At 53.5% G+C, this 12383-nt stretch carries 13 protein-coding genes; 6 read left to right on the top strand and 7 right to left on the bottom strand.

Annotation, left to right across the window (positions count from 1 at the left end):
- Positions 1–61: 61 nt before the first annotated feature.
- Complete coding sequence (locus NYE26_RS11105) at positions 62–748, bottom strand: NAD(P)H-dependent oxidoreductase (RefSeq protein WP_209875604.1); 687 nt, start codon at positions 746–748, stop codon at positions 62–64.
- A gap of 150 nt (positions 749–898) precedes the next feature.
- Between NYE26_RS11105 and NYE26_RS11100 the strand changes: the two genes are divergently transcribed.
- A complete protein-coding gene (locus tag NYE26_RS11100) occupies positions 899–1285 on the top strand; it encodes a helix-turn-helix domain-containing protein (RefSeq protein WP_339255786.1) in 387 nt (128 codons plus the stop codon).
- 353 nt (positions 1286–1638) lie between these two features.
- Here NYE26_RS11100 and NYE26_RS11095 read toward each other — a convergent pair whose 3' ends face one another.
- Entirely contained in the window at positions 1639–2013 is a 375-nt protein-coding gene (locus NYE26_RS11095) for a YkvA family protein (protein WP_051493493.1), read from the bottom strand.
- 111 nt (positions 2014–2124) lie between these two features.
- Complete coding sequence (locus tag NYE26_RS11090) at positions 2125–3087, bottom strand: acetylxylan esterase (protein WP_339255783.1); 963 nt, start codon at positions 3085–3087, stop codon at positions 2125–2127.
- A gap of 120 nt (positions 3088–3207) precedes the next feature.
- Here NYE26_RS11090 and NYE26_RS11085 point away from each other — a divergent pair, with 120 nt between their 5' ends.
- From NYE26_RS11085 to NYE26_RS11075, 3 genes are all read left to right on the top strand, one after another.
- On the top strand, positions 3208–4026 hold the full coding sequence (locus tag NYE26_RS11085) for a sugar phosphate isomerase/epimerase family protein (RefSeq protein ID WP_339255781.1): 819 nt from the start codon (positions 3208–3210) through the stop codon (positions 4024–4026).
- A gap of 123 nt (positions 4027–4149) precedes the next feature.
- A complete protein-coding gene (locus tag NYE26_RS11080; RefSeq protein ID WP_339255780.1) occupies positions 4150–5232 on the top strand; it encodes a glycosyltransferase family 4 protein in 1083 nt (360 codons plus the stop codon).
- Between the two features lie 185 nt (positions 5233–5417).
- Positions 5418–6182, top strand: a complete 765-nt coding sequence (locus NYE26_RS11075) for an SGNH/GDSL hydrolase family protein (protein WP_051478358.1) — start codon at positions 5418–5420, stop codon at positions 6180–6182.
- A gap of 50 nt (positions 6183–6232) precedes the next feature.
- On the opposite strand, the gene NYE26_RS11070 is transcribed toward NYE26_RS11075, so the two are convergent.
- A complete protein-coding gene (locus NYE26_RS11070) occupies positions 6233–7330 on the bottom strand; it encodes a glycosyltransferase family 2 protein (protein WP_339255777.1) in 1098 nt (365 codons plus the stop codon).
- 185 nt (positions 7331–7515) lie between these two features.
- On the opposite strand from NYE26_RS11070, the gene thiD reads away from it, so the two are divergent.
- Positions 7516–8328 (top strand): bifunctional hydroxymethylpyrimidine kinase/phosphomethylpyrimidine kinase, encoded by an 813-nt coding sequence (gene thiD, locus NYE26_RS11065; protein WP_036729773.1) that lies wholly within the window; start codon positions 7516–7518, stop codon positions 8326–8328.
- 128 nt (positions 8329–8456) lie between these two features.
- Here thiD and NYE26_RS11060 read toward each other — a convergent pair whose 3' ends face one another.
- The 3 genes from NYE26_RS11060 to NYE26_RS11050 form a co-directional block, all read right to left on the bottom strand.
- Positions 8457–9362 (bottom strand): hypothetical protein, encoded by a 906-nt coding sequence (locus NYE26_RS11060; protein WP_339255774.1) that lies wholly within the window; start codon positions 9360–9362, stop codon positions 8457–8459.
- 74 nt (positions 9363–9436) lie between these two features.
- Entirely contained in the window at positions 9437–9967 is a 531-nt protein-coding gene (locus tag NYE26_RS11055) for a GNAT family N-acetyltransferase (RefSeq protein WP_339255772.1), read from the bottom strand.
- Complete coding sequence (locus NYE26_RS11050; protein WP_339255770.1) at positions 9967–10800, bottom strand: helix-turn-helix domain-containing protein; 834 nt, start codon at positions 10798–10800, stop codon at positions 9967–9969. The genes NYE26_RS11055 and NYE26_RS11050 overlap by 1 nt, the downstream gene beginning before the upstream one ends.
- Positions 10801–10920: 120 nt before the next feature.
- Here NYE26_RS11050 and NYE26_RS11045 point away from each other — a divergent pair, with 120 nt between their 5' ends.
- The gene (locus NYE26_RS11045; protein WP_339255768.1) at positions 10921–12381 is read left to right on the top strand and encodes an alpha-L-fucosidase; all 1461 of its coding nucleotides are present in this window, start codon (positions 10921–10923) and stop codon (positions 12379–12381) included.
- Positions 12382–12383: the final 2 nt, after the last annotated feature.

Raw genomic sequence — 12383 nt, 5'->3', positions numbered from 1 at the left:
GGGCAGCATCCGTTTCTTTGTGATCCTCATAACAGCCTCCGGCTCGCAGGCCTTATCGCCCTTAGACCCACTCTACCACCTGCGAAGCGTTCTGCCGGGTCTTCACACGCGGCTCACCGCTCCGGTAGCCGAAGGCTACCATGCAGGCCAGCCCGAAATGTTCAGGGTCCATAATCCCCTCGTCGGCCAGAAGCTGCTCCATTTTCTGCTTATCGAAGCCTTCAATCGGACAGGAATCGATGCCGATCAGCGCAGCTGCGGTCATCATATTGCCAAGGGGCAGATAGGTCTGACGCGCGCCCCACTCGAAGATCGCCCGCTCATTGCCAGCCAGGCCGAAATCGTTTTTCAGGAATGCGCCGTAGACCCGCTGCTTGCCCTCTGCAATCTCAACCGGCAGCTTCTGTACCTCCGACATCATACTCTGAATATATTCTGAGTCAGCTGCCAGATCACGCGGCTGTCTGGCCAGAATAAGCACGAAATGGCTTGCGGTCGGAAGCTGCTTCTGCGCGCCCCAGGCGTATGGCAGCAGCTTCTGCCGGAGCTCCGGGTTCTGGACAACTACAAACTTCCAGGGCTCGAAGCCGAACGAACTCGGTGACAGACGTCCCGTCTCCAGAATGAAGCCGAAATCCTCCCCGCTGATCTTTCTGCTGCTGTCGAATTCTTTGGTCGCATGTCTGTACTCATAGGCTGCCAAAATCTGCTCTTTCGTCATTTGAGTTGCTGTGCTTGTGTTCTCCATCCTCCATACTCCCTTTCTGTGTATCGTTCATGATAAGGAATTGACGTTTTCCTGTTCCCATGCCTATAGTAATGGATATACAACACATTTAGAAGTACGCACATTTTTGTGATGTAGTATACAAAATGATACTAAGGAGCGTGTTCAGTGATGCGCGACCGTAAAGGCGGTTTCGGCACTTGCCCTGATGGTAATGCCTTTGCTTGTCCTGTAGAATTCACCCTCGATGTTATCGGCGGTAAATGGAAGGGTGTGCTGTTGTACCATATGATGGATTCCACAGTCCGGTTCAACGAATTCCGCCGCATCTGCCCCCGCATCACCCAGCGCATGCTGACCCTGCAGCTCCGCGAGCTGGAGGAGGATGGCGTCGTACACCGTGAGGTCTATCATCAGGTGCCGCCGAAGGTCGAATACTCCTTGACCGAATTCGGCCGGTCTCTGATTCCGATCATCAAGCTGATGAGAGATTGGGGTCTGGAGTACCAGGCGAAGCAGCAGATTTCTGAGAGTCCGGCTATAGACACCGGAGTGTAACGGGGCATAGCAGAATAGGGACTGTCTCAAAGTAGATATTCTATAGACGAGTCAGATCTCAGATGTTTCAAAGGATTCAAATGTTAAAAAAGCAGCGATTCTCTCATATTGGAGAACCGCTGCTTTCTGTTTTTGTTGAAAAAATATATTTTCGTATCCCACTTAAACAGCGGAGAGGACGAAACGATTGTGTAAAAGCGTCAGCGGTCGCCTTGGTCTCCGGATTTTCACCGCTAAGGGGAATGAAAAAAATTCTTACGACCACAGCGATTGGAACAACGGTTCGTTCACGCAGCGTCCACCCAAGTACTCACGTTAATCCTGCTTAAAAAAAGGGGCCGTTTTCCAGCCTATTATGAATCTTCGAAAAACTCCTCCGCCTTCTGCTTATGCTCCTCCTTGACCTGTCCGGCAATAGCCCGGATGCCCGCCGCCATGACGGCAGCATCGTCTGTGAAGCCCAGGCCGATCAGCGCATCGGGAATAGCATCAATCGGGGAAATGAAATACGCCAGCGCTCCAAAAGCAATCCCTTTCGCCCATAGCGGTGTTTTGGCATCCATAGCACAGTAGTACATGGCTATCGCTTCTCTGGTGAAGGGAATTTTACCGGCGGCTTTCCTGGTTTTGCTCCAGAAGCTCTTCTTCACAAGCTCCTCATTCTTCTTGTCATACTCAAAGCTCTCCACCAATACTCCTGCCGGCAGCTTACCTGTCTGATTGTCCATCCGTAGTTCCCTCCCGGTGATTAGACTGCCTATATATGGCCTCACGCCAACCCTTACTATATCTTCACACCATTCCTTTGCGGCTAATCACTGTGGCTTATAATGCTTCACTTAGGAGCCCAGATGCTCCTGGAAGAACAACGCCGTCTGTCTGCACTGGAATTCGCTCACCTCATGCCCGGAGAACGGATAATCCATAATCTCCTTAGGCGATTCTATCCGGTTATACGCGGCATAGATCGTCTCCGGCATACATACTGTATCCTTCCAGCCTACAGACATCAGGACAGGGACAGTGAGGCGGTGAGCCAGATTAACAATGTCGAAAAAGGCCAGATTCTCCAGCACACGCTCCAGATGCTCCGGATAGCGCTTCAGGTATTCCGCGATCTCTGTAAGTGAGCTGGTGGAATTCAGCACCCCGAAATCCAGCCGGCACAGATTAGGAATATCTGCGGCTACCGCAGCCACGCGGCTGCTGAGCGCCCCTGCCAAGAGCGCGATCCCCCCGCCCTGGCTCGCTCCTGTAATCGCAATACGCGCCGGATCAACCCCCGGCAGCTGTGCTGCCGTCTCTATAGCCCGTACGGTATCTATGGCTAACGCGACATAATAGGACTCCTCCTTCTCCAGCAGCCCCTGGGTAATCCAGCCTCTGACAATCCCATGCTCTTGCGGCAGCAGATTGCCGGTCTCTCCAAGCTGACCACGAACATCTACGGCCAGTACTGTGTATCCAAGCAGCAAGAAATGTGCGTAACGCTCGGGATATCCCCGGTCTCCGGTGTAACCTGGAAAGGTCACAACACATGGCCGGTCTCCAGTGTTCTCTGTATCACCGGCAGGCTGGATATACCAGGCATTGATTGTAGTCTCCCCATAGCTCATATAGCTGACCTTGCTCACCTTCATGCCCGGATAGGGGGTATCTTCAGGGGTGATGCTCACCTCCAGCGGCTGCTCTTCATCTTCCGCGAGCAGATCATTCCAGAATTCATCAATCGTCTCCCGGTCCAGTGTCGGCTCTGGACGGCAGTTCTCCAGCTCTTGCTTACGCGCTTCTATTGCATTCATCTCAATTCCTCCTGTTGTGCATGCACTCTTTAACCTTGCATGTCTATGTAAGCGTCATTAATATTATAGATATAAATTCATAGAATTCCAAAGGAGTTGTTTATTATTCGTTACGGAACGTTGGCGCATACAGCCGGCTGCCTGCCGATTAAGGAATTGATTGCCGCTCTTCAGACCTACAATATTGATTTCGTACAGCTCGCCCTGTCCAAAGCCATACAGGATATCGACCTCTCCACCGGCAAGCTGAGTCCTGGTCTGGCTTCCTATATCGGTGAGCAATTTGACAGGGCCGGTATCCGCATCGGCGTGCTGGGCTGCTACATCAATCCGATCCACCCCGATCCTGCGGTCCGCCGGGCGGAGATCGACCGCTTCAAGGAGCATCTGCGCTATGCCCGCCTGTTCGGTGCCCCAATGGTCGCCACGGAGACGGGAGCACTCACGACCTTCCAGGAGCTTGATCCTTACCGCTATGAGGAGCTCGGCTGGGATGCCCTTAAGGCAACGATTGAGGAGCTGGCAGAGGAGGCGGAGAAGTGGGGCGTATTCTTAGGGCTTGAAGGCGTCAGTACCCATACCCTGTCCTCTCCAGCCAAAATGCGGCGCATCCTCGACGAGGTGCCTTCCAGCTCCATCGGTGTCGTATTCGACCCGTGCAACCTGATCGGTGAAGAGGTTCATCTCCAGGATGAGATCGTCGATCAATCCTTCAACCTGTTCGGCGACCGGATCATCCTCGCCCATCTCAAAGGAATCTATGAAGACGGCGGACGCATTCGTCACGGGGCTCCCGGAGCCGGACTGTTCCACACCGCTGAGTTCCTGAACAAGCTTGAGGCGCATAAGCCGATGATCGATGTCTCGCTGGAGGATGTCACCAGCCTGGAGATCCGGGACACTGTGAATCTGCTGCGCAATCTGCGCAAATCGTTATAATCCGGCCATAACCCCATTTCCTCCAAAAGTACCGCTTAGCGGTACTTTTCGCTTTTCACTGAATAAAATAGTATACCTATCGCATTTTTGCAGGGCGATGGTGCAGAAAGGAAGGGATCACAGATGCGGTTCACTTTCCCCATTCTTACCTTAAGCCATGGCGGGGCACAACGCATGCTCGTGGAGCTTACGAACGGTCTTACTGCCCGGGGCCACCAGGTTGTGATTGTTATGCCGCTGGGAGGGGATGTTTCCTATGACGTCCGTTCCACTCTGCTGATTACCGACTACCCGCTGCTCCGCGAATCCGATTTCCCCGTCAGTGATATCATCGTCTCCAATTTCTACACTACGGTTCCGGTCTCACAGGCAGCCAGCCTGAACGGCAAAGGTATGCATATCCGCCTCTCCTTATGCTATGAACCGCTGTTTCTGCCGCAGAACGAGGTATCCTTCCCCTCCTATCACATTACCGATAAGCTGATCGTCCTCTCCAGATGGCAACAGGAGTTGATTAGGCTGGGTCACGGAATCAGCGGAAGCATTGTACCGGTAGGGATCAGTGCTTCATTCCGAAACATGAACATCCGTAAGGAGCTTCAGGAACCGCTGAACATTACAGCGATCCTGCGCAAGGTGGAGCACGGCTTCTCCTGGCACCGCGAGCAGGATTACCTGGTGAATCAGCTGGATATCGTGAAGCAGAACTTCCCGTGGGTCAATATCAATTTCATCAGTCCGCCGGATGAATGCTTCACCTCCGATTCACTAAAAAGGATGATGAACAGCGGCAAATACCGCTTCTTCACGCCGCTCAATGACGAGGAGCTATGCTATCACTATAACGGTGCTGATATTTTTGTCAGCTCCAGCATTTTCGACACCGGCTCGTTGCCCGGGCTGGAGGCGATGCGCTGCGGGGCGGCGTTGGTCTCTGTCTATGCGGGAGGAAATCTGGAGTATGCCCGCCATGAAGAGAACTCCTTGTTGTCCTACCGGTATGAGAACCGGCTTGCGGCGGATGTGATGCGGCTCATTCAAGATCCCGCACTCCGGAGCCGGATCGCCGCACGCGGGGAGACCGATTCAAGATCATGGACCTGGGAGAACAGTGTCAAAATCATGGAACGGACAGCCGCTGCCTTTTTAAAAGGGAACGGTGCGGGAAAATCGCGCTCCAGCCGACCTTTTGCAGAAAATGGGTAGAGGTCCCGGAGAATGCAGAAAAAGGTTCAACTTATGAGGATAAGGTTGAACCTTTTCTGTATTTTCCACTGATCCGCCAGAATACTGCCGGCAAGACTAAGAACCCATGACATCTATACATAGGCACGGCTGCACGTATGGTTTACACTGATTGTATATATACTAGGGTTATCGGAGGCGGGAGCATGAACAGGAATGAGGAGCAGCAAGAGTCCATGGGGTCTCAGTTCAAATATATGGTCAGCGGGGATTCTATCTCCAAGGGCGTTGTGTATGACGAGACCCGAAGCAAGTATGTCATTCTGGAGGATAATTATGTATCCATGCTTCAGGGCAAGCTCAAGGGCGCTATGCGCAATACTGCCAGATTCGGCAATACGCTGATGAAGGGCTTCGGTAATCTGAAGCGGGATGTCCTGAAGGAGAAGCCGGATGTGGTGCTGATTGAATACGGCGGCAATGACTGTGACTACCACTGGAGTGAGATTGCGAGCAATCCCGAGGCAGAGCATAGTCCCAAGACAGATTTTCCGGCCTTCGAGCGGATGCTGGCTGATATGATTCATTTCCTGAAGAACCAGGGGATCACGCCAATTCTGATGAGTCTGCCTCCGCTGAATGCGGACAACTACTTCAAGTGGGTCAGCGGCAACAATCCCGATTCCGAAGTGAACATTATGAAGTTCCTCGGCAGCGTCACCAAAATCTACTGGTGGCAGGAGCGTTATAACTCCGCTATCCTCAAGGTCGCCGAGAGCACCAGGACCAAGATTATCGATGTCCGGGGCGCCTTCCTGCAGCAGCCGGATTACACCAAGTTCATCTGCCGGGACGGCATCCACCCCAACCGGGAGGGCCACCGGATTATCTACGACAAGGTGCTGGAATTCATCCGCATGAGTGAACCTCAGCTGCTGCTGGAGCCTGCGGCAATGCCTGGACATCCGTAGACAATAACAAGCGCTCCCCCAGCCTCGGCAGGGGAGCGCTTGTTATGTGTTCAGGGCTGCTGCAAGGAGACATACTTGTCGCCCAGTAGCTTCTGGAAGTAATTCCGGTTATACAGCATGCTGGGATGGCCGGGGGAATGAAGCAGCGCAGTCTCATTATAGCGGTTGGCCCGCTCATGCTGGCCCAGCCGGTCATAGCAGAGCGCAAGCTGCAGATTCGGAATCCAGGTGGCGAAGGCCTCATTCTTCATCGCCATGGACTCCGCCTGTCCGGGCAGCTGAATAGCAAGCTCAAACCAGTAGATCGCCGGATGAAGCTGGCCCTTCTCCAGATGCCAGGCCCCCAGCCGGCAGCAGCCTTCGGCACGCGGGGCATCATATTGCAGCGTGCGGGTGACCGCAGTGAAGGCCGCTTCCTTGTTCCCAAGTGCTTCCAGGCATTCGACCAGCCGCAGGCAGGCCTGAATATTATCTTCAATCCAGCCCTGCCCGCCGCTGAGGAACAGCTCGTAATACCGGCAGGCCTCCCGGTGAATTCCGTGGTCGCGCAGCTCATTGGCGTAATAATATTGATCGCGCGCAGAGAAGCTTTCTCCTGCCGCTTCCCGTTTGCGGTAGATCTGCAGATTGCGGTCCGTGTAAGCTTTATCCTTCTCATGGGTGACACAGACTCTGCTTGCCAGCGACGGGCCGTACACCTCCAGATATTCATGCACCGGACCGATCCAGCGGAACCCGCACGCCCGGCGGACCAGCCGGTTGCGCCGCAAGGAGGTCGTCACCCTTCCCTCTCCGTCAAAAGCGAGATTATACTGCATATTCACACTGTCCACGTGTTCCGGCAGCGAAGACTTCAGCTCCCTGAACAGCGCCTGATCCTCTTCTCTCAGATAGTCGTCCGCATCCAGCCAGAAGATATAATCCCGGGTCGCCTTGCTGAAGGCGTAATTACGGGCAGCGGAGAAATCGTCAATCCAGGTAAAATCATAAATTGCGGCTCCAAAGGCACCGGCTATCTCCTTGGTGCGGTCTGCCGATCCCGTATCTACAATGACGATCTCATCGACCAGCCCTTCCACAGAAGCCAGGCAGCGGGGCAGGCTCTTCTCCTCATTGCGGACAATCATGCATAAACTGATCTCAATCATGGCAGCCTCCTGAATACATAATCCACTAGACTACCATGATATGCAGTGCAGCAGCCGGCAAACCCTTGCTCTCACCCAAGGGCAGCGGTGCGTTTTTGGAGCTTATACTTTTTTTGCGGACTAAGCCGATGATTTTTGTTATAATAAGCAGCATACTATTTATATACAAGAAGGGGACGTTACCTTTGTCAAAAATCATTAAGACATTAACCATTGCCGGCAGTGACTCCAGCGGAGGCGCAGGCATTCAGGCAGACCTCAAAACCTTTGAGGAATACGGTACTTACGGCCTTAGTGCCCTGACTACCATTGTAACGATGGACCCTGACCGGGGCTGGCATCATAATGTATACCCTGTCGATGCTGCCATCGTTGCCGAACAGCTTAAGACGATCTTCGCTGGCGGTCCTGTGGATGCCATGAAGACCGGTATGCTCGGCAGTGTGGACATTGTTAAGGTTACTGAACAGGCCCTGAAGAGCAACAAGCAGACCAATGTCGTGATCGATCCGGTTATGGTATGCAAAGGCGAGGATGAAGTACTGAACCCGGAGAGTGCAGATGCCATCCGCGATCTGCTGCTGCCGCTGGCTACGGTGGCTACTCCGAATCTGTTCGAAGCCGGAGTGCTCTCGGGTCTCGGCAAGCTGACTACGCTTGATCAGATGAAGGAAGCTGCCCGCCTGATCCATCAGCTCGGCACCCAGAATGTTGTCGTCAAGGGCGGCAAGGCGCTGGGCGGCGACAAGGCGATTGATATCTTCTTCGACGGCAGCGAATACCTCGTCCTGGAGACTGCGAAGATCGAGCCTGCCCATAACCATGGAGCGGGATGCACCTTCGCCGCAGCGATTACCGGCGGATTGGCTAACGGCTTGTCGGTGAAGGATGCTGTGGTGAAGGCGAAGGATTTCGTATCCGCCGCCATCCGCAATGGCTATGCGTTCAATGAGTATGTCGGTCCTGTATTCCATGGGGGCTACCGTCTGGAGCAGTAAGGCTGAACGGGTAATCAAGTAAGCTAATAACCAGCAGACAAAAACCTCTCTTCATGATGGCGGTGTAACCAGCCATAGAAGAGAGGTTTTCGTTGTTTTTTCAAAAGGAATTTAGAGCCAATTCCTGCTTACTTAACGGGCGGCTCCTCCGCAATATGCTTCACAAACGCCAGCATCTTATCCTTGTCCTTGTCATTCAGGACACCGATAATGATGGATTTCGCATTATAATTGATAGGCAGCTCTGAGATGAACGGAGATTTCAGAATATCTACACCATACAGCTCATTCTTGCCCGTGTCCTCGTTGACTCCCCACTGCATGCGGGTATCGTCAGCGGCAAGCTTCCCGTCCGTTGTGATCGGCTCCAGATTCTGGAATCCGGTCTGTCCGCCAATCCACTTGACGGTGGCCTCATCCAGAATGAGGATATCCGGCCGGTTCGCCGCCAGCTCCACAACAGCCTTTTGCATATAATTCATATCCAGTGAGTCAGAGCCTTCGCCCGTTCTGGGCAGATAAGTCATCACCGTCTCCACCCGCTTCCATTCCGGATAAGCCGCGATGATCGCCTTCTCCAGCTCCTCGGTCTTGCCGCTGGTATCCGTGACTCCGAAGTTGCCGATGAACATAATCTTAGCATCTACTGGCGGCAGAGAAGCTAGATATTGTCTATGCTGATAATTGTCATAGAGCGCCTTCCCGCCAAAAATCACTACCAGCAGCCCGATAATGCCGAGGATCACATGTGTCCGGTATAGCCGCATGAAGGTCTCCCACTTGCTTGCCGTACCGGAGAAGCGTCCATACTTGGCAAGCCGCTCGTCTTCAGCCTTCTGGATCTCCTGCTCATCCCAGGTATCGAGAATCAGCTTGTACGCCCGGAAATCCGCTTCGTAGGCTGCTATCTCCTCCTCTGTGGTCAGGGCGCGTCTTCGCTTCAGGAGCAGATCGAACCGCTTGTTCAGTTCCTCTCTGGTTACGGTTTCAGGTAATCCTAACTGTACATACGCTTGCTTCAGGTTCTCGTTCACATTGAATTCTCCTTTGATATGGATGATGCCGTAGTTCTATATTAACAGACTTCACCCTGAATTCTCCACTCGCGCTATAGGCGGGCAGCAATGTCCCGGGTCTCCATCAGCAGGAACTCCATTTCGCTGTCCCCGTGCTGATGTACGAAGCTATGCAGGAGGACGAAGCCTGCCTTCTTATACACGCTAACTGCCCTCAGGTTGAAGGCAGCCACCGACAATCTGAATCTCTTCGCGTCATACGTCCGCTCTGCAAACTTCATCCCCGCTTGCAGGAAGGCCAGTCCTCGGCCCTGCCCGGTCAGATCCGGTCTTAGCCCCAAGCCGATATCGAGGGAAGTTCCATCCAGGTAGAGTCCGCTCTCTATCCCTTCCCCCACCTGCGCGTTCTGTCCGTAACAGAAGAACCCGATCAACGCTCCGTCCGCCGCAGCTACACTGAAATAAGAGCCGTCCAGCAGCTCCTCGATATCCTCTGCGTCATCAGCCGCATCCAGCATATTGTACAGGGCATATGGCGTCTCGTATCTCCAATTAACAATCTCCCTGGCCGCCTGCTCATCCATTAACCGGATCTGATAACCTCTGCTCTGTTCCAGAATCACTATATCATCCCTCCGCTCTTGTGTTTCCTGAATTCGGTGGGCGTAAGCCCGGCATGCTTCTTGAACTGCTTGGAGAAATAGAACAGATCGCCGAAGCCGAGCTGGTCGGCAATCGCACTGACCGAACCGGAGGTGGTGGTCAGCAGCTCTTTGGCCTTTTCAATCTTTTGCCGGGTAATGTACTGGATGGGGGGCACGCCGATCTGCTGCTTGAACAGGCGCATGAAGTAGTTCGGGTGCATGTATGCAATCTCGGCAAGATCATGAATGCTCATATTCTGCTCGATATTCTCCGCGATATAATCCAGGACAGCCGTCAGCTTCCGGGCCGCCCCGAGATTCTTATAAGAGAGCTCATCCAGCTTGAGATTCATCAGGTAATAGGACATCAGCTCAAGCAGTTTGCTTCTCGCCAGCAGCGGGGCGTAGACCGCGTCAGATCTGGCACTGTCGGTGATCCCCTTGAACGCCGCCTCAACCGCAGCAGAATTCTCAGGAAGACAGACATGGCTCAGCTCAAGCACACGGAACAGGTTCATCTGCCCGACCTTGGCACTGAAATGACACCAGTATTTGAGAAAGGGGCGTTCGCTGATGCAGGCATAGGATTGCCTCACCCCCTCCGGCATTAGAATCAGCTCACCCGGCTGCGGATAATACTCCTTATCCCCGATCTTCAGCCAGCCTTCTCCGCCAATTATGTAATAGAATTTGCTGTAATCCGGAGTGTAGTCCAGATCCTTCCAATCCATAGAGCATTCGTTATAGTCGGCTACAATCAGGTCAACCTTGAGATTGGCCAGGTAGCTGGTAAGCAGATTGTGGGAGTCCATGGGACAGACCGCCTTAAAGGTTATTTTTGTACATCAAAAAGTTAGCACCGTACATTCTTACCCGCCCTGCCGCCCGGTACAATAAAGGCATTACTTCATACACAGGGAGATGACTGGCTCATGATGAACACAACTGATTATCTGCAGGTTATTGACGAGACGATTAAGAACGGCCCTTACAAGGCGAATTGGGAATCGTTAAGCGCTTATGAGGTGCCGCAGTGGTACCGCCAGGCCAAATTCGGGATCTTCATTCACTGGGGGCTGTATTCGGTTCCGGCCTTCAGCAATGAGTGGTATTCACGCAATATGTACATTCAGGGCACGAAGGAATATGAGCATCATCTGGCAGTCTACGGGAACCACAAGACGTTCGGGTACAAGGACTTCATTCCCCTGTTCACAGCGAAGCAGTTCGATCCGGCCAGGTGGGCTGCACTATTCAAGGCCTCCGGCGCCAGATATGTCATTCCCGTGGCAGAACACCATGACGGCTTCCAGATGTATAAAAGCGCTGTCTCTCATTATAACACTTATGACATGGGTCCCGGACGGGATATTCTCGGCGAGCTGAAGGCGGCCTTCGCAGAGCAGGAGCTGGAGCTGGGCGTCTCCTCCCACCGCGCGGAGCACTGGTTCTTCATGTCCCACGGCAAGGAATTCGACTCCGATATCCGCGAGCCGCTTGTCCGCGGCGACTTCTACTGGCCGGCCATGCCGGAACCGGATCATCATGATCCCTACGGCTCTCCCCCGTCCGGGGAGTATCTGGAGGACTGGCTGATCCGCTGCTGCGAGCTGGTCGATCAGTACCAGCCCAAGATTTTTTACTTCGACTGGTGGATTGAGAATGCGGCCTTCCGGCCCTATCTGCAAAAGTTCGCGGCCTACTACTACAATAGCGCGGCAGAGCGCGGAATGCCGGCTGCTATTAATTATAAGCATGATGCCTTCATGTTCGGCAGTGCGGTCCCCGATGTCGAGCGCGGGCAATTCGCCGAGCTGAAGCCCTTCTTCTGGCAGACAGATACAGCAGCAGCGCGTAATTCCTGGTGTTATACGGAGAATAACGACTACAAATCCGCCGCAGAAATCATCCGCGACCTGGTCGATATCGTCAGCAAGAACGGCAATCTGCTCCTGAACGTAGGGCCCAAGGCCGATGGCAGCTTCGCAGAGGAGGACCAGGCGATTCTGACGGCCATCGGCAGCTGGCTGGGAACAAACGGAGAAGCGATCTATGATACCTCCTTCTGGCGCACCTTTGGGGAAGGGCCTACACGTATTGAAGAAGGACAATTTACCGATGGCCAGGCCAAAACGTTCACACCGGAAGATATCCGCTTCACTGTAAAAGGCAGCTGCCTGTATGCGACAGTACTGGTGTACCCGGAGGATGGTATCGTGCGCATCCAGTCGCTCCGGGAGAAATCCCCCTGCTTCGAGGGAATCCTGAGGGACATTACAGTCCTCGGTTTCAGTGAGCAGCCCTCCTGGGAACGGGATACTGAGGCCTTAACCATCCGTACCACTACGGTCACAAGCGCCTTGCCGGTTGTGTTTAAGCTGGAGCTTGCGTGAGC

This window comes from Paenibacillus sp. FSL P2-0136 (genome assembly GCF_037975325.1).
In the GTDB taxonomy this organism is placed as follows: Bacteria; Bacillota; Bacilli; order Paenibacillales; family Paenibacillaceae; genus Paenibacillus_AQ; species Paenibacillus_AQ silagei.
Note: the sequence above shows the minus strand (reverse complement) of the source record. Positions and strands in the feature narration are given on the sequence as shown.

Excerpts from the sequence above, each read along its gene's own strand:
- NYE26_RS11105 (WP_209875604.1), bottom strand. The coding sequence starts at position 748 with ATGGAGAACACAAGCACAGCAACTCAAATGACGAAAGAGCAGATTTTG.
- NYE26_RS11045 (WP_339255768.1), top strand. The coding sequence starts at position 10,921 with ATGATGAACACAACTGATTATCTGCAGGTTATTGACGAGACGATTAAG.
- NYE26_RS11100 (WP_339255786.1), top strand. The coding sequence starts at position 899 with ATGCGCGACCGTAAAGGCGGTTTCGGCACTTGCCCTGATGGTAATGCC.
- NYE26_RS11050 (WP_339255770.1), bottom strand. The coding sequence starts at position 10,800 with ATGGACTCCCACAATCTGCTTACCAGCTACCTGGCCAATCTCAAGGTT.
- NYE26_RS11075 (WP_051478358.1), top strand. The coding sequence starts at position 5,418 with ATGAACAGGAATGAGGAGCAGCAAGAGTCCATGGGGTCTCAGTTCAAA.
- NYE26_RS11090 (WP_339255783.1), bottom strand. The coding sequence starts at position 3,087 with ATGAATGCAATAGAAGCGCGTAAGCAAGAGCTGGAGAACTGCCGTCCA.
- NYE26_RS11080 (WP_339255780.1), top strand. The coding sequence starts at position 4,150 with ATGCGGTTCACTTTCCCCATTCTTACCTTAAGCCATGGCGGGGCACAA.
- NYE26_RS11095 (WP_051493493.1), bottom strand. The coding sequence starts at position 2,013 with ATGGACAATCAGACAGGTAAGCTGCCGGCAGGAGTATTGGTGGAGAGC.
- NYE26_RS11070 (WP_339255777.1), bottom strand. The coding sequence starts at position 7,330 with ATGATTGAGATCAGTTTATGCATGATTGTCCGCAATGAGGAGAAGAGC.